The 22,513-nt window shown below is 31.2% G+C and carries 19 protein-coding genes and 1 other RNA gene; 11 read left to right on the top strand and 9 right to left on the bottom strand.

What is annotated here, in order from left to right; genetic code table 11:
* Positions 1-4 precede the first annotated feature (4 nt).
* The 6 genes from G0Q09_RS05145 to G0Q09_RS05120 are packed head-to-tail and all read left to right on the top strand — an operon-like array spanning position 5 to position 6,810.
* Positions 5-1,123 (top strand): EpsG family protein, encoded by a 1,119-nt coding sequence (locus G0Q09_RS05145; protein WP_219034167.1) that lies wholly within the window; start codon positions 5-7, stop codon positions 1,121-1,123.
* Entirely contained in the window at positions 1,114-1,860 is a 747-nt protein-coding gene (locus tag G0Q09_RS05140) for a glycosyltransferase family 2 protein (protein ID WP_257468068.1), read from the top strand. The genes G0Q09_RS05145 and G0Q09_RS05140 overlap by 10 nt, the downstream gene beginning before the upstream one ends.
* On the top strand, positions 1,847-2,950 hold the full coding sequence (locus G0Q09_RS05135; protein ID WP_219034165.1) for a glycosyltransferase family 4 protein: 1,104 nt from the start codon (positions 1,847-1,849) through the stop codon (positions 2,948-2,950). The genes G0Q09_RS05140 and G0Q09_RS05135 overlap by 14 nt, the downstream gene beginning before the upstream one ends.
* A gap of 2 nt (positions 2,951-2,952) precedes the next feature.
* Positions 2,953-3,747 carry a polysaccharide biosynthesis/export family protein gene (locus G0Q09_RS05130; protein WP_257468067.1) on the top strand — a complete coding sequence of 265 codons (795 nt, stop codon included), beginning with the start codon at positions 2,953-2,955 and terminating at the stop codon, positions 3,745-3,747.
* Positions 3,748-3,749: 2 nt separating this feature from the next.
* Complete coding sequence (locus G0Q09_RS05125; protein ID WP_219034164.1) at positions 3,750-6,227, top strand: polysaccharide biosynthesis tyrosine autokinase; 2,478 nt, start codon at positions 3,750-3,752, stop codon at positions 6,225-6,227.
* Positions 6,228-6,234: 7 nt separating this feature from the next.
* The gene (locus G0Q09_RS05120; RefSeq protein WP_219034163.1) at positions 6,235-6,810 is read left to right on the top strand and encodes a sugar transferase; all 576 of its coding nucleotides are present in this window, start codon (positions 6,235-6,237) and stop codon (positions 6,808-6,810) included.
* Between the two features lie 55 nt (positions 6,811-6,865).
* On the opposite strand, the gene G0Q09_RS05115 is transcribed toward G0Q09_RS05120, so the two are convergent.
* From G0Q09_RS05115 to glmM, 4 genes are all read right to left on the bottom strand, one after another.
* Positions 6,866-8,494: an acyl-CoA carboxylase subunit beta gene (locus G0Q09_RS05115; protein ID WP_219034162.1), complete on the bottom strand. Its 1,629-nt coding sequence runs from the start codon at positions 8,492-8,494 to the stop codon at positions 6,866-6,868.
* A 63-nt stretch (positions 8,495-8,557) separates the two neighbouring features.
* Positions 8,558-9,151, bottom strand: coding sequence for an acyl carrier protein phosphodiesterase (locus tag G0Q09_RS05110; RefSeq protein ID WP_219034161.1), 594 nt, complete (start codon positions 9,149-9,151; stop codon positions 8,558-8,560).
* A 102-nt stretch (positions 9,152-9,253) separates the two neighbouring features.
* Positions 9,254-10,633 carry a tetratricopeptide repeat protein gene (locus G0Q09_RS05105; protein WP_219034160.1) on the bottom strand — a complete coding sequence of 460 codons (1,380 nt, stop codon included), beginning with the start codon at positions 10,631-10,633 and terminating at the stop codon, positions 9,254-9,256.
* Positions 10,634-10,725: 92 nt separating this feature from the next.
* Positions 10,726-12,108 (bottom strand): phosphoglucosamine mutase, encoded by a 1,383-nt coding sequence (gene glmM, locus G0Q09_RS05100; RefSeq protein ID WP_114998987.1) that lies wholly within the window; start codon positions 12,106-12,108, stop codon positions 10,726-10,728.
* A gap of 119 nt (positions 12,109-12,227) precedes the next feature.
* Between glmM and G0Q09_RS05095 the strand changes: the two genes are divergently transcribed.
* The gene (locus G0Q09_RS05095) at positions 12,228-12,542 is read left to right on the top strand and encodes a GlsB/YeaQ/YmgE family stress response membrane protein (RefSeq protein WP_125349703.1); all 315 of its coding nucleotides are present in this window, start codon (positions 12,228-12,230) and stop codon (positions 12,540-12,542) included.
* A gap of 65 nt (positions 12,543-12,607) precedes the next feature.
* Here G0Q09_RS05095 and G0Q09_RS05090 read toward each other — a convergent pair whose 3' ends face one another.
* The 4 genes from G0Q09_RS05090 to ffs all read right to left on the bottom strand — a co-directional run bounded on the left by G0Q09_RS05090 (position 12,608) and on the right by ffs (position 17,043).
* Complete coding sequence (locus tag G0Q09_RS05090; protein ID WP_219034159.1) at positions 12,608-13,174, bottom strand: acetate uptake transporter; 567 nt, start codon at positions 13,172-13,174, stop codon at positions 12,608-12,610.
* Positions 13,175-13,388: 214 nt separating this feature from the next.
* Positions 13,389-15,233, bottom strand: coding sequence for a membrane protein insertase YidC (yidC, locus tag G0Q09_RS05085; RefSeq protein WP_219034158.1), 1,845 nt, complete (start codon positions 15,231-15,233; stop codon positions 13,389-13,391).
* Positions 15,211-16,863, bottom strand: a complete 1,653-nt coding sequence (pyrG, locus tag G0Q09_RS05080) for a CTP synthase (protein ID WP_125349700.1) — start codon at positions 16,861-16,863, stop codon at positions 15,211-15,213. Before pyrG ends, yidC begins: the two co-directional genes overlap by 23 nt.
* 81 nt (positions 16,864-16,944) lie before the next feature.
* Positions 16,945-17,043: signal recognition particle sRNA small type (gene ffs, locus G0Q09_RS05075), an RNA gene on the bottom strand.
* Between the two features lie 227 nt (positions 17,044-17,270).
* On the opposite strand from ffs, the gene G0Q09_RS05070 reads away from it, so the two are divergent.
* Genes G0Q09_RS05070 through G0Q09_RS05055 form a run of 4 tightly spaced genes read left to right on the top strand, consistent with a single transcriptional unit; the run spans position 17,271 to position 21,253 of the window.
* Complete coding sequence (locus G0Q09_RS05070; RefSeq protein WP_114998993.1) at positions 17,271-17,840, top strand: DUF4199 family protein; 570 nt, start codon at positions 17,271-17,273, stop codon at positions 17,838-17,840.
* Between the two features lie 3 nt (positions 17,841-17,843).
* Positions 17,844-18,806, top strand: a complete 963-nt coding sequence (locus G0Q09_RS05065) for a glycosyltransferase family 2 protein (RefSeq protein ID WP_114998995.1) — start codon at positions 17,844-17,846, stop codon at positions 18,804-18,806.
* A gap of 17 nt (positions 18,807-18,823) precedes the next feature.
* Positions 18,824-19,528, top strand: coding sequence for a GIN domain-containing protein (locus G0Q09_RS05060; RefSeq protein WP_125349699.1), 705 nt, complete (start codon positions 18,824-18,826; stop codon positions 19,526-19,528).
* 9 nt (positions 19,529-19,537) lie between these two features.
* A complete protein-coding gene (locus tag G0Q09_RS05055; RefSeq protein WP_219034157.1) occupies positions 19,538-21,253 on the top strand; it encodes a phospho-sugar mutase in 1,716 nt (571 codons plus the stop codon).
* 82 nt (positions 21,254-21,335) lie between these two features.
* Here the strand turns inward: G0Q09_RS05055 and G0Q09_RS05050 are convergent, their stop codons facing one another.
* Positions 21,336-22,433: an inorganic phosphate transporter gene (locus G0Q09_RS05050; RefSeq protein ID WP_038335433.1), complete on the bottom strand. Its 1,098-nt coding sequence runs from the start codon at positions 22,431-22,433 to the stop codon at positions 21,336-21,338.
* Between the last annotated feature and the right edge of the window lie 80 nt (positions 22,434-22,513).

Here is a 22,513-nt window from a genome sequence, read left to right as displayed (position 1 = left end):
GGTAGTGAGTTTTATTTATTTATTCATATTTGCATTTCTACTTGTTGCATCTTTTTTAGAATTCTCTAATAAAAAGATTAGTACACAATTATATGTATTAATTGTTGTGATAATGTGTTTAACTGCTGGATTAGGGTATGCATTGAGTCCTGATTGGGTAGCATATTTTAAAACTTTCAATTTATTGTCGGATGTGAATTGGTCTGAATTTGATCGTTTTGCAGAAATGGCAAGTATGGAAAAAGGATACCTAGGTTTAAACAAAATTCTAGTTGATTATGGTTTTGATTTTGGAATGCTTACATTAACTGTTGCAACTACATCCTTGATTTTAAAATCTTCGACATTTTATAAGTATGGAGGATTTCCTTTTTTAGTGCTATTTATATACGCAATGCCAAACTTTATGTTCGAAGAGCATGTGCATATTAGACAAGGTTTGGCAAATGCTATAGCCATATATTCAATTCGCTATGTAATTGATCGAAATTTAATCAAGTTTTTAATTTGTATTACAATAGGATTTCAATTTCATGAGTCGATCATTGTATTCATTTTAGCATATTGGATTGCTCCAATGAAGTTTGATGAAAAATTTATAGGTTGGTTAGTTGTTTTTTCTATCATAGGTTTCTATACAGGACTAAATTCTATTATTGAGGTTATTATGCAATATATGCCAATTGGACAAGATAAGTTTGAGGATTATCAAAGTCAGTTATATAATGAAGGTGATGGTGTAGCAGTAGGTGATTTCGTGAAGATTATTTCAATTCTTTCAATTATTATTTATAATAAATATGCTGTAGAAGATAAATTATATTGTTATTTCCGTAATCTTTTTGTTTTTGGAGTATTACTTTACTTCTTTCTAGGAAAAGGAATTTTTGGTATTAGATTACCAGGATTTTATTTAGTTTTCTTAGGGCTTACAGTAGGAAGATTAGTGTATTCTTTCAACGGAGAAAAGTTTAAACGGAATTTTATTTATGTAAGTTTTGTTTCTTATACTATTTTATTGATTTTTTGGTTTCAAGTTAAACAGGGACATAAATCGAATTTTGGTAATTATAGAACATTTTTTAATAAAGAGGCAGTTTACGGATTATGGAAATGGAAATAGTATCAATTATAACACCATGCTATAATTCAGAAAAATATATAGCTGATACTTACAATTCTATAAAATCTCAAAGCTATAAGAATTGGGAATGGATTATTGTAGATGATTGTTCATCAGATAAATCTGTCGAAATAATTCAATCTTTTAATGATAATAGAATAAAATTAATTATTCAATCTAAAAACCAAGGAGCTGCCTATTCTAGAAATTTAGCATTAAATAAAGCACAAGGCAGATTTATAACATTTCTCGATAGTGACGATTTGTGGTTACCAAATTTTTTAGAAACTACAATTAATTATTTAATAGAGAATAATGAAGAGTTAGTTTATTCAAGTTATAAGCGGGTTGATGAAAATTTAGAACCATTGTTAGTCGATTTTATTGCTGTAGATAAAGTAGATCGAAATCGAATTTTATACAATTGTCCTATTCCGATGTTAACATCTGTATATGATTCAAAACGAATTGGAAAAATACCAGTTCCAGATGTAGAACTTCGAGAAGATCATGCAATGTGGATAGATTTGTTAGGTAAAATAAAATATGCAAGAGCTATCAATGAATCTTTAGCTATTTATAGAATTCGAAACAACTCAGTTTCTCGAAATAAATTACGAATTGCAAAAAAACAATATAATGTTTATAGATATTATTTAAAAATGAATTTTTTAAAATCGTCATATTACACTTTTTTTTGGGCAATTAATGGATTAAAAAAATATGGAAAACTTTAAATTATTAGACTATTTATATACCTTAAGTGTCTCTCCCTTATATGTTAATATATTTGGAGCATTTTTTTCTGCTTTATTTATTACATTAATATCGATTCCAAAAATTATACGAATATCATATAAAAAACAATTGATGGATGTGCCTGGAGAGAGAAGTTCTCATGAAAATAAAGTGCCAACTTTAGGAGGTGTAGCTTTATTTTTTGGGATTGTTGTGTCCACCTCAATATTTGCAACTGAATTAGGTGTTAACTATTCGTTCTTTTTATCTGCAATTACAATATTATTTTTTATTGGATTAATGGATGACTTATTAGTTGTAGCTCCTGATAAGAAATTATATGGTCAGATTATAAGTACTATTTTAATCATTTTTGGTTCTGGTATAATGATTAAGTCATTTTCAGGATTATTTGGTATCTACGAGATTCCTTATTTTGTTGGAGTTATATTAACCATTTTTGTATTTATAGTACTAATAAATGCATTCAATTTAATTGATGGAATTGATGGTTTAGCTGCAGGAATTGGTATAGTAATTAGTTTGTGTTTTGTTTATATATTCTATAGAATATTTGATTACGGAATTGGAATTTTGGCGATTAGTACACTAGCAGTTTTATTAGGTTTTGGAAGGTATAATTTGTCTAAAAAGTTTAAAATATTTATGGGAGATACTGGTTCTATGGTTATAGGATTTATTTTGACTTTTATGGCAATTCGTTTTTTATATATTAGTGAAACATCAAGTTTAGGATTAAAAACGGGTCCTGTTTTACTTCTTTTTATTTTTGTAATTCCAATAGTAGATACATTATCCGTTTTTACAATCCGGATTCTTAGAAAAAGAAATCCTTTTTCGGCTGATAAAAACCATCTTCATCACCAGTTTTTAAAATTAGGGTTTACTCATATTCAAACTTCAATAATATTAGTATTAATTAACATTTTTTTTATATTCATTGGGTATTATTTTAGAAATATTGAAATTAATAAACTATTTTTGATCTTTATTGTTTTATCAATTAGTTTTGTTGTCTCTCTACGATACGCTGTAGTATTAAAAAAGAATAAAAAAATATCATTATAAAAATGCATTACTTAAAATCAACTTTAACCAAAACTGTAATTTTATTGATCCTCATGAATTTATTTTCGTGTATATCATTAAAAGATGTTCAATTAATTCAACCTGATCCAAATTTAAAATTAGATACAAATGGTAAAATAACTTTTGATAAGCCAGAATATTATATTCAGAAAGGGGATCGAGTATTAATAAATGTTTCTTCAGCATCTAGAGAATCAATGGGGATACTTAGTGATTTTATATCTTCAGGGAATAGAACTTTTGCACAAGGAGAAAATTCTGGAGTGGTAGTTAGAAAAGATGGAAATATAGAATTACCTAGAATAGGTTTTGTTCATTTAGAAGGATTAACTATAGAACAGGCGCGTAAGAAAATCCAAGATGAGTTTTATAAAATCTATGATGAAAAAGGAACTTTTATCGACGTTAACTTGGCAGGTATTGAGTATACTATTGTAGGAGAGGTTCAACAAGGTACGTATAGAGCAAACAAAAGAGACTTAACAATTTTAGAAGCTTTTTCAAAAACAGGATCGAATAATATTTATGCAGATTTAAAAAATATTCGAATTATTAGAACAGATTTAGATGGTACAAAACAAGTTTATGTGGATTTAACAAAAGAATCTATTATGAATTCTGAGTATTACTGGATTCAGAATAATGATATTATTGTTGTTAACCCTCGTAAAGAAAAAGTATGGGGTGTAGGACTTAATCCTCTGACAGTAGTAACTACTGTAATGGGAGCAATCGCAACAATTTTGGGTGTTTATTTATTTTTTGATAAAATTTAAAGATGGCAAACACAACTACAACTATTGATCAAAAAAGTAAGAAAAAACAATCTGACTTTATTGATATAGAAAGACTTATACCAAGGTTGTTAAATGCTTGGCCATTATACATAATCTCGATGCTTATAGCATTAGCAGTTGCCTATTATCTTAATAATTGGAAGCTGAACAAAATTTATACAGCAAATACAACATTTAAAATTAAAGATAATAGTTCTGCTAATAATTCATTAGCTTCGAATTCTATTAACTTTATTTGGGGAGGAAATGCAAATAAAATCGATGGGTTATCGTATACATTAACTTCTCGTATACATAACGAAAAAGTTGTTAAAAGGACAGAATCTTATATTTATTATACAGAAGAAGGACGTTTAAAAAAATCTAATATATATAAATTAGATGCTCCTTTTCATGTTCATATTGATACTTTACATCAACAAGTTGCTTATGTTGATGTAAAAGTAAAACCTAAAGATCATAACTCTTTTTATTTTGAAGTCGAGAACAAAAATGGTTCTTTATATCAGTTTACTAAAGATAGTATTATAAAGTCTGACGAGTTGAATTTACCTAAAATTGGTTATTATAATCAATGGATGGTAGGTAAAAATTATAAAATCATGTTGACTCGTTCAAATGTACCATTTTCTGAGAGCTCAATATCATTTAAATTAGTCACAATCAAAGATGCAACTGGGAGAGCAGTACAGAATTTTAGTGTTACAAATCCATCTAAAATTTCAAGTATAATAGCTGTATCAAAAAATGCTGAAAGTTTGAATGAAGCGGTTGATTTGTTAAATAACTCTATTCAAGTTTTAATTAAAAACGAATTAGCAGAAAGAAATCTATCTGCTTTTCAAACTCGAAAATATTTACAAGAACGAATCGCAGCTGTTAAACTTAAATTAGATAGTGCGACAGATAATTTACAAGAGTTACAGAAGAAAACAGGAGTTTATAATTTCGATTCAAAAAAAGGTGAGCTTTTAGGTAAACTTACTGAATTAGATAAAGAACGTGTAACTGTAGAAGAGAAAATTAATGCATTACATCGTTTAATGCCTAAAAAATCGAGTAGTGTTGATAATTTAATTGCGCTTAATATTGCTGGTCTTGATGTGTCATATTACATGACGAATGTAGATCAATTAGAAGGTCTTGAGAATCAGCGCGAGCAAATGTTAAAAGTTTATAAAGCGAACACTGATGAAATTAGAGAAATAGATCGCCAATTAGCTAAAACAAGAAATAGTATTTCGAATGTAGTTAATGCACATTTACAAAAGCTGAATACAGATCTATCAATGATTAACGCTAAGTTAACGGAATCTGAATTCAAAGCAAAAGATTTACCATACGAAGAAATTGAATTTGTTGAAGCAAATCGTGGATTTGAATTAAATAGTACATTATATTCAACTTTAATTAATCAATTAAATACAACAGATTTATCTTTAGCATCTATCGTATCTGATATCACGATTATTGATCCAGCTAAAAATCAAGGACAAGGTTCTATTTATCCAAATCCGCAGCGTAATTATTTAATAGCTTTGGGAATTGGTTTATTGATTCCTTTGATTTATGTTGTGATTAAAGAATTATTAGACTTCAAAGTTCGTGTTTTAAAAGATATTACAAGTCGTACACATATTCCAATTATTGGTTTAGTTGGTCCTTTGGGAGATAATTCACCTTTAGTTGTAATCAACAATCCAAAATCAGGAATTTCTGAATCGTTTAGATCAATTCGTTCTAATCTGAAATATTTATACAAGAATCCAGGACTTGAAGAAAATAATAAAACGATTTTGGTAACCTCATTCATTGGAGATGAAGGAAAGACTTTCAACGCGATGAATATTGCGAGTTCAATCGGTTCTATGGATAAGAAAACGGTTCTGATTGGATTAGATTTACGTAAACCAAAAATATTTGATGATTTTAATATTAATAATAAATTAGGCGTAACGGATTATGTTGCTGGAGATTTAGACTTAAATCAAATTACGCAACGTACAATTTTACCAAATTTAGATATCATTACAGCAGGTCCAATTCCTCCAAATCCTTCAGAATTGATTTTAAGTAAACGAATGGATCAATTATTTACTGAATTGAAAGAGAAATATGAATTTGTAATTATAGATTCACCACCGATTGGTTTGGTAACAGATTCGTACGATTTGATGCGTTATGCAGACTGTACATTGTATGTAACACGTTACAATTATTCGGAGAAAAACTTTATCAATGCGATTTCTAATAAATATGATGAAGGTGAGGTTTCGAATGTCGGAATTATATTCAACGATTTCCAAATTAAAACTGGTTACGGTTACGGATACGGTTATGGATACGGTTACGGATATGGCTATGGTTACGGATATTTTGCTGGAGATGAAAACTTTGATAATTCATCATTCGGAAAAATAAAACGTTTAGCTTCTCGAATTAAAAGTAAATTCTTTTAATTGAAAAATGATTTTAAAGAACATATTTGATTATATACTTGCATTAATCCTACTAATTTTTTTAGTGGGATTAATTGTTTTGTTAATTATCATAAGTTCTATCGATACCAATGAATTTGGTGTTTTTACACAGAAAAGAATAGGGAAGAATGGAAGGTTTTTTAATATTTATAAAATCAGAACGATAAAAGGTATTTCAAAATCGACAATAACAACCGATCAACATCAAATTACCAAAATAGGAAAGGTTCTTCGAGATTATAAATTGGATGAATTACCACAATTGTTTAATATCCTAAAAGGAGAAATGAGTTTTGTTGGTCCTCGTCCAGATGTTGCTGGTTATGCAGATAAATTGATTGGAGAGGATAGATTGATGTTGAAAGTTAAACCTGGAATTACTGGTCCTGCTCAATTGAAATATCGTAAAGAAGAAGAAATTTTATCCAATGTAAATGATCCAATCAAATATAATGATGAAATTCTTTGGCCAGATAAAGTTAAGATCAATGTAGAATATGTAAAGAATTGGAGTTTTCGACAAGATTTGATTTACATGTTTCAAACAATATTCAAAAAATAAAAAGAGAATCCAATTTTAGGATTCTCTTTTTATTTTTAAAAATATTTTTGTTTTTCTAAACTTGAATAACACCTAAATTAAATTGTTTTTCAATCGGAGCATGATTTGCAGCTTCAATTCCCATCGAAATCCATTTACGCGTATCCAAAGGATCAATAATTCCATCTGTCCACAAACGTGCCGCAGCATAATAAGGACTTGTTTCATCATTGTATTTTGCTGTAATTTCGTTCAAAAGTTCTTGCTTTTTCACTTCATCAACTTCTACACCTTGTGCTTTCAAAGTGGCTTCTTTTATTTGTAACAAAACTTTCGCAGCCTGTTCACCTCCCATAACTGCCAATTGAGCCGAAGGCCAAGCTGTAATTAATCTAGGATCATATGCTTTTCCACACATAGCATAGTTTCCTGCGCCATAAGAATTTCCAACTATAATCGTGAATTTTGGAACAACAGAATTCGAAACTGCATTTACCATTTTCGCACCATCTTTGATAATACCACCATGTTCAGATTTAGATCCAACCATAAAACCAGTTACATCTTGTAAGAAAACTAACGGAATTTTCTTTTGGTTACAATTCGCAATAAAACGAGTTGCTTTATCTGCAGAATCTGAATAAATCACGCCACCAAACTGCATTCCGTCTTTTTTAGACTTCACAATTTTACGTTGATTAGCTACAATTCCAACCGCCCAACCATCAATTCGCGCATACGTACAGATGATTGATTTCCCATAATCAGGCTTATATTCGTCCAATTCCGAGTTATCAACAATTCTGTTAATAATCTCATACATATCGTACTGCTCAGCACGAGATTCAGGTAAAATACCATAGATTTCTTGCTCATCTAAAGCAGGTTTAGCTGCTTCAATTCGATTAAATCCAGCTTTTTCATAATCACCAATTTTACCAACGATAGATTTTATTCTATCCAACGCATCTTTATCATCTTTTGCTTTATAATCAGTCACACCAGAGATTTCGCAATGTGTTGTTGCTCCACCTAAAGTTTCGTTGTCGATGTCTTCTCCAATAGCAGCTTTTACCAAATAACTTCCAGCTAAGAAAATAGAACCCGTTTTGTCTACAATCATTGCTTCGTCGCTCATAATTGGTAAATATGCTCCACCAGCAACACAACTTCCCATCACAGCAGAAATTTGAGTAATTCCCATTGATGACATGATTGCATTATTGCGGAAAATTCGACCAAACATTTCTTTATCAGGAAAAATCTCATCTTGCATTGGTAAATAAACACCTGCGCTGTCCACTAAATAAATAATTGGTAATTTATTTTCCATCGCAATTTCTTGCGCACGCAAATTCTTTTTACCTGTAATTGGGAACCAAGCACCAGCTTTTACAGTTGCATCATTCGCAACAACAATACATTGTTTGCCAGAAATGTAACCAATTTTTACAACAACACCTCCCGAAGGACATCCGCCGTGTTCTTTGTACATTTCATCGCCTGTTAAAGCACCAATCTCAATGTTCGGTTTTTTTTCGTCTAAAAGATAATCAATACGTTCTCTTGCAGACATTTTTCCTTTGCTATGCAACGCATCAATTCTTTTTTGACCTCCGCCAAGGTAAACTTGTTTCAGTTTTTGGCGTAGTTTTGAAAGTAATAATTTGTTATGATCCTCTCTTTTATTAAAAGTTAAATCCATTGTGGTTTTCTGTTTGTTTACAGCCCTAAACTAATGAATTTTATCGAATTCTTAAAATGAAATTTAGACTTGAGAATCAACGAATACAAAGTTCTTACAATGCGTTTGAATTTGAGGAAAAAATGATAGAAAATCAGTTTCGAGATTAGAATAATTTTTTTCAAATTCGGGAATGATTTGATGCAAATTATTCTGAAATTTAGCCCGACTTCCAATTCCTTTCAGTGTTTTTTGAACACCTTCTATGGTCGAATAATTTTCGAACCAATCATATTTCAACAAATAAAAAATGGTTTCTTGTAGTTTTTTTGGAAACGAATTGTATTCATCCTTAAATAATTGATAACAATCTGTTTTGAATTTTTCGAAAGGAGTTTCAGAATAATTATTCCAATATTTAATCAAAAAATAATCATAAATTACATCAATAATAATTGGTGCAAATTTGTGCTGTGTTTCGTGAAAATAACTTGAGCTTTTCTTCACCGTTTCGTGAGAATCTGTAAATGTATCAATCGAACGATGCAATAAAATCCCTTTCTGAATTTCTTCTGGAAAATCTAGATATTGTTTTCCTTTAACAATTTCTCCAAGCAAATTTCCAATCTGAAGCGATTGATTTCCGAAAGATAAATATTGATGTGCGACAAAGTTCATAAGGCTTGTTTAGTTTCATAAAGTTAAGTTTTTTTGAACAAACCTGTGTTATTTTACTATGAAGAAAAAAGCCATCTAAAAAGATGGCTTAAGAATTATATTTTATTCGTTGTTTCCAGAAATTTGATTGATTTTTTCTTCTAAAATCGGATAATATTCAATCATTGAATCTTTTAAATTTCGATCCAAACTTAATGCATTTTGCAACGCTTCATTTCCTAATTGATCTTGCTCTGTAATATAATAAACATTGCTTAATTGATAGAAAAATTCGGCACGATTAAAATTCTTCAAAGCGCCTGTTAATAAGACTGCAATCGCTTCCTCGTATTCGCCAACAGCAATTAAAGTTTCGACGTAAGCAAACCAAGTATTGAAAACCAAAGGTTTTAATTGAACCAATTTCGAAAGGTTTTTTATAGCTTCCTCAAACTTCATTTGTTTCAGAAAATAGTAAGTTGAATCTGTATAATATTCGTAACTATCACCATTCAATTCTATTGCACGCTGAATGTAATATTCGGCTTCTTCAATATTTTCTAATTTGTTGTAAAGCGAAGCTGCTTTTGCCCAAACTTTATCCAATTGTGGATCTTCTTTTATCGCAATATGATAAGCTTTTAATGCTTTTTGTGGTTTCTCTAACTTTTCGTACAATTCACCAATTTTCATATGCGTAACAGCTGGCGAATCATCAAATTCTAATGTTTCTTCTAGTGTTTCTATTGCTTTATTGTATTCTCCTAATTCTTCCAATGAAACTGCTTTGTTAGCATGACCAACAATAGAGTTAGGATTAATCGCGAGCACGTAATCCAACGCATTTATAGCTTCGTCATACATTTTTTTGTGATTGTACAACAGACCAAGTTGCAACCAAGAAACTTCCGAATATGGATTATCGTCAATAAAATCTTTCAGAAATTCGATGCATTCATCAGGATTATGAATTTCCTCGTAACATTGAATGATAGAATAGAAAGTATAATCGTTTTCTGGATTGAATTTCAATGCTTTTCTGAAAGCAATCAACGCAGAATGAACTTCATCTAAATTCAAATATTCATTTCCGATACAATTGCAAATAAAATCAGTTTCTTCGTCGTCTATTTGCAAAGCTTCTTCATAAAAACTTATCGCTTTTCGAGGCATATTTTTCATTCCCCAAAAACGCGCTTGTACCAAAAGATAATCTAACTCGTTTGCAGCTAAATCCTTTAAATCTTTGATGAGTTTTGCAGCTTTTTTTAAATCCTCAATTGTAAGAAAATATTCAATTCTCTTGATTTTGATATCTATATTCTCGGGATGCATTTTTTCTGCAAAATCCAACGCACGTTTCGCATATTCGCTATCATTTACTTCAAGATAGAACTCTATAATTTCGACCAAATCCTCCGAATCGTAATATCTATATTCACGATTGTCAAGCATTTGCTCAAAACCTTCAATTAGCTCGCTATTAAAAAAATCTTCGTCCATAGTATTAGACTAATTTACAAAATAAAATGTGCAAAAATCATAACGAATTGTTAGAGTTTTGCACATTTGTTAAACAATTAAAATAGATTGTTTTAGATAATATTTTTGATGCTTTCGATCATTTTATCAGCTAATTTATTTGCATTTTCTTCTGAAGTACTTTCAGTATAAATACGAATAATTGGCTCTGTGTTTGATTTTCTTAAATGAACCCATTCTGTAGGGAAATCAATTTTAACTCCATCAACAGTATTGATTTCTTCGTTTTTGTAAACTTCTTGAATTTTCACTAACAATTCGTCCACATTGATTTCTGGTGTTAATTCGATTTTCTTTTTCGCCATAAAATATGCTGGAAAAGAAGCTCTAATTTCAGAAACTGATTTATCTTGTTCAGCTAAATATGTCAAGAATAAAGCAATTCCTACTAAAGAATCGCGTCCGTAGTGCAATTCTGGATAAATAATTCCACCGTTTCCTTCTCCACCAATTTTAGCGTCAACGTTTTTCATTTCAACCACAACATTCACTTCTCCAACTGCTGATGGCGAATATTTTTGACCATATTTTTCAGAAATATCGCGTAATGCACGAGAAGATGATAAGTTAGAAACTGTTGCTGAAGGCGTTTTTGATAATACATAATCTGCGACTGCAACTAATGTGTATTCTTCTCCAAACATTTCACCTTTTTCGTCGATAATTGCTAAACGGTCAACATCTGGATCTACTACAATTCCGAAATCAGCTTGTTCGTCGATTACTTTTTTACAAATATCACCTAAATGTTCTTTTAAAGGCTCTGGATTATGTGGAAAATTCCCGTTTGGTTCGCAATACATATCGTAATGAATCACACCTAAACGTTGTAACAACTTAGGAATTGCAATTCCTCCAGTTGAATTTACCGCATCAATCGCAACTTTGAAATTTTTCTCTTGAATCGCTTTTGCATTCACTAATGGCAAAGCCAAAATTTTCTCGATATGTAAATCAATTGCATCATCAAAAGTTTCATAAGAACCTAAATCATCAACTTCAGCAAATGTATAATCATCTTTATCTGCGAAAGCTAAAATTTGTGCGCCATCTGCAGCAGAAACAAATTCTCCTTTTGCATTCAATAATTTCAATGCATTCCATTCTTTTGGATTGTGAGAAGCAGTTAAAATAATTCCTCCATCTGCATGCAAATGTGTCACCATAACTTCTACAGTTGGCGTTGTAGATAAACCTAAATCGACAACATTAATTCCTAATCCTTGTAAAGTTGAACAAACTAATTGAGAAACCATTTGTCCAGAAATACGAGCGTCGCGCCCTACAATTACTTTATATTCTGATTGATTTGATTGATTCTTAAGCCAAGTTCCGTAAGCAGCTGCGAATTTTACAGCGTCTATAGGAGTTAAATTATCTCCCGGTTTTCCTCCGATTGTTCCACGAAAACCTGAAATAGATTTGATTAGAGACATAAATTTTATTTTATAGTGATACAAATTTACAAATTACAAAAACTTTTCTTACCTTTTTGGAACGATTTTAGTTAAGATTTACTTAACAATTTTTAAAACCATAAAAAATAGTATTAATTATGATGACAACTTCATTTATTATGTTAGGTATTACCGGAGTTTGGAGCTTTTTGGTATACTTAGTGTTCGGTTTAATTTGTGCTGGAATTGCTAAAGCAATAATGCCAGGTAAAGATCCGGGAGGATTTTGGGTAACTGCACTTATAGGTATTATTGGTGCATATTTAGGAGCTTATATGCGTACAATTTTAGGAATTTCTCATGATGGAGAAGTAAGTTTTTTCAGTCCATTGGATTGGATTTTTTCAATTTTAGGATCATTATTAATCTTATTTATTTGGAAAAAATTATTAGCTCCAATGTTTAATAAATAATTCATTACAATTATAAAAAAATCCTTTATCAGTCTCTGATAAAGGATTTTTTTTATTCATACTATTTATAGAGGAAGAATTGCTTTTTCGTATTTCTGATTAATCATAATTGCAGAAGCTTCGTAAAAAGCAATAAATCCACAGATGATTCCTGTCCAACCAGCAAAATGTAAAATGCTTTGACTCCCTGTAAAGTTACCTGCTGCCAATAAAAAGAATAATAAGGTTAATGAACCGAATAATAGTTTTCCGACCAAATTGCCTTTTAAGGTTTGTAAAAAGTTGATTAATGTAAATAATCCCCACATTCCTAAATAACATCCCATCGCATTTCCGTCTGGTTTTTCTACGCCAAACATCGGTGCTAACCATGTAAATACAAGAGTTAACCAAAAAGCGCCATAAGACATGAATGCAATACTACCAAAGTTGTTTCCTTTTTTCCATTCCATAACGCCAGCCACAAATTGAGCTCCACCTCCAAAGAAAACACCCATTCCCATAATCATACTATTAACAGGAAAAAAGCCTGCATTATGTATGTTTAATAAAACAGTTGTCATTGCAAAACCAAATAATCCTAAAGGTCCAGGGTTTGCTGTTTGGTCTTTAATCGAGTAAATATTATTCATGTTATTTATTATTTTGAGACAATAATAATCTGAAAATAATAAATAAAAAAGAATTTATTCATAAAAAGTGTATAACGTACACTATAAAAATGTTTTTAAGCGAATAAATTATTGGTATTTAATAAATTGGTTGCTAAAATTATTATTGTCTTGAATAAATAAAAAAATCCGTTAATTATTATTAACGGATTTTTGAATTTGAAATATAATGTGATTATTTCTTTTTGTTCTTTTGTTGTTGCTCTTGCATTTCTTGAGCTTGTTTCATCATTTCTTGCATTTTCGAAGCAAACTTACCTGTCTTTTTAGGTTTCGTTTTATTTGTTTCGATGATTTGATGAATCTTCGCTTCGTGAATCATATATTTCTTAATATATAACACGATGAAAATATTAATCGCATTGGATACTAAATAATACCAAGATAGACCTGAAGCGTAATTGTTAAGGAATACAAAGAAGAAAACTGGCATTACATACATCATGTATTTCATGAATTGCATGTTTGGCATTCCTTCTTGTTGTGGCATTTGGAAGTTATCCATAGATCCAGAAACTTTAAAATAAATCATCATTGCAACAATGTATAATAAAGCGAATACACTTAAGTGACCATTAAGGAATGGAACCCATTCTGGTAATTTGATTAAATCGTCGAATGCTGTTAAATCATCTACGAACCAGAAAGGAACACCTCTCAAATCGATTAAGTTCGGGAAGAAACGGAACAATGCATAGAAAATAGGAATTTGTAATAATGCTGGTAAACATCCTGCTAATGGATTGATTCCTGCATTACGATAAATTGCCATTGTTTCTTGTTGCTTCTTCATCGCATCTTTCGGATCCTTGTATTTTTCGTTGATTTCATTTAACTCTGGACGAACAACTTTCATCAATGCAGATTGACGGTATTGTTTGTACATAATTGGGGATAAAATCAATTTTACAACGATTGTCATCAAGAAGATTACCCATCCTAAAGGAATACTCATTGCTGCCAACCATTTAAATACATTCAAGAAGAAATATTTATTCAACCAACCAAATAATCCCCAACCAAAGTCAATTAAGTTTTGGAATCCTTTGTCGTTATAATCTTTCAACATTTTATAATCCAATGGAATAAAATCCCATGTGAATTTTGTATTGATTTCATTATTTTTTAACTCTAATTTTGAGTTTAAGTGATAGTGTTTACTATAAGTTAAATCCTCTTTATCAGAGTTTTTAGAACCACCTTTTGTTGTTTTAAACCCTTCATCATTTGATAAAACTGTTGCGAAGAATTGTTGTTTGTTGGCTACCCAAGAAATAGCTTCCTCTTCTTCCCATTCGTCAGAACCAAATAATTCGTATTCGATGTCTTTGTTTCCTTTGAACTGAAAATAAGTATGCGACCAATATTTTTCTTGATCTTTCCCTTTTTCAGTACTGAAACCATCCATTGTCCACGCTAAATCTACATTTTTCTCAGAAGTGATATTAGATAAACCTTGCGTTTTAACTTCGAAATCGATACCATAAGAATCGCCTAATGTATAGATGTATTGAATTTGACTATTTTGCGCATTTGCTGTAAACGTCACAATTGTATTGTTCGCATTTTTCTGTACTTGAGGTACAAAAACTAAATCCGAAACATTAAGAACAGCTCCTTGTTTTGTTTTGAATGATAAATTGAACTTACTTGATCCATCTTTTATCAAATGTAAAGGATCTTTGTGTCCATCTTTTTTGTCATTGTAAGCTGTATATCCAACGATTTGTACGTCAGAAATTTGAGCTCCTTTTGGCGAAAAAGTAACTTTTAGTTTATCATTACTAACTTCAACATCTTTTGCTAATGTAGGATCTACAGTTTGAAAAGCTTGTGTTGTAGCTGTTTTATTTAATTGTTCCTGTTTTTTTGCTTGCTCTTGCTTTTGAACTAATTCTTTTTTCTGTGCTTCGACCTCCGCTTCCGAAGGTTTGTTTAGAAAATAGAATACGCCAAAAAGAATTGCAATTAAAATAAAACCAATCGTTTGGTTAAAATCAAATTTTTTCTCTTGTTGCATTTAATAAATCATTTTGTTTATTCAATAAAGAAGCTTCGATAAAACTTATAAATAAAGGATGTGGCGAAGCAACTGTACTTTTATATTCCGGGTGGAATTGTACACCTATATAATATGGGTGTTGATTATGTTCTAAAATTTCTACTAATTCTGTTTCAGGATTTTTACCAACTGGAATAAAATTGTTTTCAACAAATTCATCGTAAAAATCATTGTTGAATTCATATCTATGGCGATGACGTTCTAAGATTTCGGTTGTGTTGTAAATTTTCTCAATTTTTGAATTAGGAGTTAATTCACATTTCCAATTTCCTAAACGCATTGTTCCTCCTTTGTCCGATACATCTTTTTGATCTTCCATCAAACTGATAACTGGATAAGGCGTTGTTAAATCCATTTCTGCTGAATCTGCTTTTTCGTAACCTAAAACGTTACGCGCAAATTCAATTGCCATAATTTGCATTCCCAAACAAATTCCTAATGTTGGAATATTATTTCTTCGTGCATAATTTGCAGCAATTATTTTACCTAAAATACCACGATCACCAAAACCTGGTGCGATCAAAATTCCCGAAACGCCTTTCAACTGCTCTCCAACATTGTCTTCTGTAATATCACCAGAATATACCCAACGAACTTTTACATTCGTTTCGCAAGTTGCAGCAGCATGTGTAAATGCTTCTGTAATTGATTTATAAGAATCGTGTAACGAAACGTATTTACCAACTAAAGCAATTTCTATTTCGTTTTTAGGATTTTTATGATTTGATAAGAATTTGTTCCAAACTGTAAAATCTGGTTCTTGATCAGTTGGCAAATCTAAGCCTTTTAAAACAACTTCGTCAAAATTTTGTTTATGTAATAAGAATGGAACCTCATAAATTGTGTCTGCATCCATACTTTCGATTACATTTTCTTTGCGAACATTACAGAATAAAGCCAATTTAGCTTTTACATCTTTTGGTAAATGACGCTCCGTACGTGTAACTAAAACATTGGCATGAATACCATTTTCCATTAATGTACGAACAGAATGTTGAGTAGGTTTTGTTTTTAATTCTCCCGCAGCAGCTAAATAAGGGACTAATGTTAAGTGAATAACAGAAGAATTATGTTCTCCTAATTCCCAAGTTAACTGACGGATAGATTCGATATAAGGTAAAGACTCAATATCTCCAACCGTACCTCCAATTTCAGTAATGATGATATCATAATCACCTGTATTACCTAATAATTTGATACGACGTTTTATTTCGTTTGTGATATGAGGAACAACTTGAACTGTTTTTCCTAAATAATCTCCACGACGTTCTTTTTCTATAACTGTTTGATAAATACGACCTGTAGTAACTGAGTTAGCACGAGACGTTGCACGGTTCAAGAAACGCTCATAATGTCCTAAATCTAAATCGGTCTCTGCACCGTCTTCCGTAACGTAACATTCTCCATGCTCGTAAGGATTAAGTGTTCCTGGGTCTACATTTATATAGGGATCCAATTTCTGAATTGTTACTCTATATCCTCTTGCTTCTAGTAGCATTCCTAATGATGATGCTACGATTCCTTTTCCTAACGACGATGTTACTCCTCCGGTAACGAAAATGTACTTTGGTGCTTTGTTTGTTTCCATTGAATCTTTAAATCAATGGTTGCAAATTTACGAATAAATAATGGGGTAAAAAAAAGTGGGAGTGAAATTTAGAGAAATAAAAATAGGCAAGCGATCTACATCACACCGCTACGACCGTATACCTTTGCTACGTTCCCGTCCTGGAGGATTCAACAGGAGCTGGTTGTGTAGGACTTGCCTGATGCAAAGGTAAGAAAGTTTTGTAAAAATAAAAGGGTTTAGGGAAAAAAATAAATAATTTTATCAAAAATGTAAATAATGAATTGATTTACAAATAAAAATTAGAACTAAAAAAGTAATTGATATTGTAAAAAATAATTGAAGAAAAGAATTTATGAAGATAAATTCCTTTTTAAATCATACAATTTAATAGAGAAAGAATTACGAGATATAATTATCTTTGCAGAATGATTAGTTTTAATAAAATTTTCAAAAACTCTTTGGTGCTTACAGCAATTACATTAGCATTGTTTTTCGCGCTTTACTTTTATTTTTCTTTAAACGGAACAGTTTCTGTAAAAGATTATTACACTTACAGCTTCATGATTTGCTGTTTTATTGTATTACCTTTGTATGCATTATATTGTTTTTTAATAATTTTCAATTTATCGAAAAATAAAGCAAAAAATCATCAAACTTCAGAAGAATTAATGACTTTCAAAGAAGGTTTTAAAGTTGGTTTCTACACGATTTTCTTTGCAGGAATCATGAGTTTGATTGTTATTTTTGTATTCTTCAATACTTATGGAGAATGGGCACAAGATAGTTTGAAACAAGGGTTATTAGATACTTTTACGTCTAATATGTCTGATCCAAAAGTCGCAAAAGATATCGAAACATTTAGAAATTCGGATGATTATAAAACACTTAATTTATTTACTGTGAAAAACTTCTTCGGATTATCCTCAATTTTCTTATCTTTCTACATCGCAATTGCAGCGATGTTTTCACAATTCTTAAAAAAACGTGTTTTTTAACATATGGATATTTCAGTTGTTGTTCCTTTACTGAACGAACAAGATTCCTTAGAGGAATTATTCTACAGAATCAAAAAAGTCTGTGAACAGAATGATTTTACATTCGAAGTTATTTTCGTTGATGACGGGAGTACAGATGATTCGTGGCAAATTATAGAGTATATTGCCAACTTCAATACAGAAGTGAAAGGAATTAAATTCCGTAAAAATTATGGTAAGTCTCCAGCACTTAGCGCGGCTTTTAAAGAAGTGAAAGGTGATGTTGTGATTACTATGGATGCAGATTTACAAGATTTTCCTGAGGAAATACCGTCGTTATACAAAATGCTGAAAAACCAAAAAGCAGATATTGTTTCGGGTTGGAAAGAAAATCGTCAAGATAATAAATTGACAAAAAATCTTCCTTCGAAATTATTCAATGGTGTAGCACGTAAAACCTCTGGTGTAAAATTGCACGATTTTAACTGTGGTTTGAAAGCTTATCGTTGGGAAGTAACGCAAAATATCGAATTGTATGGTGATATGCACCGTTATATTCCTGTTTTAGCGAAAAATGCGGGATATTCGAAAATTATTGAGAAAAAAGTAAAACATCAAGCGCGTAAATATGGTGTTTCAAAATTTGGAGCAAATCGTTTTGTAAATGGTTTCTTGGATTTGATTACACTTTTCTTTGCGTCAAGGTTTGGGAATAAACCAATGCATATTTTCGGTTTATTGGGTACATTGATGTTTATTTTAGGGTTTTTCGCTTCATTTTATTTAGGAATCGAGAAATTATATAAAGTTTATATTTCCCATACACCAGCCAGATTAATCACAGATAGTCCTTATTTTTATATTTCGTTAGTTTTTATGATTTTAGGAACGCAATTATTTTTGGCGGGATTTTTGGGCGAGTTAATTGTTCGCAATAATCGCGAAAAACAATTGTATTTAGTTCAAAAAGAATTGAATTTAAACTAATTAAATAACCAACTACTATGAAGAAAATATTTTTATTAGGATTTTTAGGTTTAGTTGCAACTTCGTGTTCGTCATCAATTGATGGAGAAGGTGCTGCAACGGCTCAAAAAGAATATACAGCTGACAATATCAAAGATTTGAGCGTTTCGTGTAATTGTAATGTTATTTTAGTTCCAGGAAATAAATCTGGAGTTAAAGTAGAATCGCATCAAAATATTATTGATAATTTAGAAGTTGAAGCAAAAAATAATGCGGTTACAATCAAAGAAAAATCAAATGTAGACCATTATAGTGCCTATGATTTGTACGTTTATGTGACACGAGATTTAGAAAAGATTGATGCAAATAAACAAACTTCTTTGACTACTTCTGGAACATTGAATGTTGATGAATTGACTATCTCTGCGAAAGATCAAGCGAGAATTAATCAAACTTTTTTGATTACAAACAACTTTGATTTGAAAGCAGATGATCAATCTAATATTATGTTAGAAGGAACTGCTGGAACTATGAAAGTGAAAGCTTATGGCGAAGCACAATTGAATTTATTCAAATACGAGGTCAATGAAGCTAATTTCACAACAGATGATAACGCTTTATTAGACATCAATGCACGCCAAACCTTATATGGTTCTGCAAAAGGAAACTCAATTGTAAATTTTATGGGCGATCCTAATAAGGATACAAAAATTGCCGACCGCGCCCAAGTATTAAAAAAATAAAAGATAAGAATGACTTCAAGTTTAGATAATGCTAAATTATGGCTTTCTGACGCTTATGATGCGGAAACAAGAAAAGCTGTTCAAGATTTAATTGATAATAATCCAACCGAATTAGACGATTCTTTTTATAAAAACCTTGAGTTTGGAACAGGAGGAATGCGTGGTATAATGGGTGTTGGAACAAATCGTTTAAACAAATATACACTTGGTGCAGCAACGCAAGGTTTAGCAAATTATATTAATCAACAATTTCCGAATAAAGAGAAAAAAGTTGCGATTGCATACGATGTTCGTCACAATTCGGATACGTTTGCAAAAATGGTTGCCGATGTTTTGACTGCGAATGGAATCAACGTTTATTTGTTTGAATCTTTTCGCCCAACGCCAGAATTGTCTTTTACAGTTCGTCATTTAGGTTGTGATGCTGGAATTGTGTTGACAGCTTCCCACAATCCTCCGATTTACAATGGTTACAAAGTTTATTGGAATGATGGAGCGCAAATTGTTCCGCCACAAGATGGAGAAATTATTAATGAAGTAAATAATGTAAAAGTAGAAGAAATCAAATTTCAAGGTAACGATGCATTGTTAACGTATATAGGTAAAGAAATTGATGAAGCTTTTATTGATGCATGTGTAGCGAACGGAAGTTTTACACAAGATGGTAAGGAAGATATAAAAATTGTTTTTACTTCTATTCACGGAACTGCCGTTGCAATTACGCCAAAAGCTTTTGATAAAGCTGGTTTTACTCAAGTTCATCAAGTTGCTGAACAAGCAATTCCAAGTGGAGATTTCCCAACAGTAAAATCGCCAAATCCAGAAGAACCAGAGGCTTTGACTATGGCAGTTACTTTAGCGAATGAAATTGGTGCTGATGTTGTGATTGGAACAGATCCTGATGCGGATCGTGTAGGTGTTGCAACGCGTAACAATGAAGGTGAAATTGTTTTATTAAATGGTAACCAAATGAATACTGTTTTGGCTTATTATTTATTAGAAAAATGGCAAAAATCGGGGAAATTAGTTGGAAATGAATTTATCGGATCGACAATCGTAACGTCTGATATTTTCTATGATATTGCTGCGAAATTCAATGTTGATTGTAAAGTAGGATTAACAGGTTTCAAATGGATTGCTGATATGATTCGCAAATTCGAAGGCAAAGAAAGTTTTGTTGGAGGAGGAGAAGAATCATTCGGATTTATGGTTGGAGACTTTATCCGTGATAAAGATTCTGTTACAACAGCTTTATTGGTTTCTGAAATTGCTGCTGTACAAAAAGCAAAAGGAAGTTCTCTGTACAATAAATTAATGGAAATCTATCTTGAAATCGGAAAAGCATATCAAGAAGATTTAATTAGTATTGTAAAACCTGGAAAAGAAGGTGCAGAGTTAATTGCTAAAATGATGGTTGAATTTAGATCAAATCCTCCAAAAGAATTAGCAGGATCTAAAGTTGTTCGTGTAAAAGATTTTCAATCTTCTATCGACAAAGATTTAATTTCTGGTGAAGAAAAAGCGATTGAGATACCAAAGTCAAATGTATTGATTTTCTATACAGAGGATGGAAGTAAAGTAGCTTGTCGTCCTTCTGGAACAGAACCAAAGATTAAATATTATTTCTCTGTAAATGCTTCACTTTCTAACAAAGAAGATTATCCAGCTGTTCAACAAACGTTGTTAGCGAAAATCGATTTATTGAAAGAAGATTTTAGCAAATAATCATTCAAGAATAAATATTAAAATAAATAGAAAATGGCCGTCAATTTTGACAGCCATTTTTTATATGATTAAATTTTTAATGTTAGAAAAACATCGAAAATAGATAATAAAATCCTGTTGCAATAAGTGCAGAAACTGGAATTGTCAAAATCCAAGCCCATAATAAACTAATTGTAACTCCCCAACGAACGGCAGAAACTCTTTTTACCATTCCAACACCAATAATAGATCCTGTGATCACGTGAGTTGTAGAAACTGGCATTTTGATATGTTCAGTAAAAAATAATGTAATAGCTGAAGCTGTTTGAGCAGTGAAACCTTCGATAGGAGTAATTTTTGTAATTTTATTTCCCATCGTTTTTAGGATTTTCATTCCGCCACCTAAAGTTCCTAAAGCAATTGCAGAGAAACACATAATCGGAACCCAATCGTGAATATCAGTACTACTTGTTGTGATGAACCAATGCTTCCAATTGAAAACATCATTCAAAATCCAATCATTCATATCCGTATTAACAATTGCAGTTTGATTAGCAAGTAAAGCAAACGTGATCACTCCCATTACTTTTTGAGAATCATTCAAACCATGACCAATACTCAACATCGCAGAAGAAACTAATTGCAATTTCTTGAACCAAGCATCTGCTTTATGTGGTTTTGCATTTCGACAAAGATTCAGCGTGATGATGTAAATAACATTACCAGCGACTAAACCAATAATTGGTGCAACCAAAATAAAAGCGATAATCGTTAAGATAATCGTACTGTTAATAGCAGAAAAATCATAACCTGTTGCAGCTAATGCACCTCCAGCTAAACCACCAATCAAGGTGTGAGATGAAGAGGAAGGGATTCCTAATTTCCAAGTTAAAATATTCCAAGTGATTGCTGCAGAAAGCGCCGCCATAACAACGATAGATGGATTGGATCCAAATGCGACGACAACATCTTCTTTAATAATTTTTGCGATTGTGTCTGCAACTCCAAATTCTCCAATGATAAATTTGGCAATGAAGAAAGCAACAAAATTGAAGAATGCAGCCCATATAACGGCTTGAATAGGAGTTAAAACCTTTGTAGTAACAACCGTTGCAATAGAGTTTGCGGCATCGTGAAAACCATTTAAGAAATCAAATAAAATGGCTAAGCCGATAATGATAAATAATACAGTTAATTGCATGGCGCAAATTTAAAACTTTATTAAACTTATCATTTATCAATTTCGAAAATTATTTCAAAAATAAAAAAGGAGCTTAATTT

The sequence above is a fragment of the Empedobacter falsenii genome, from assembly GCF_019308355.1.
Taxonomy (GTDB): Bacteria; Bacteroidota; Bacteroidia; order Flavobacteriales; family Weeksellaceae; genus Empedobacter; species Empedobacter falsenii_B.
The sequence above is the reverse complement of the archived record's forward strand: the minus strand, read 5'-3'. Positions and strand labels throughout refer to the sequence as shown.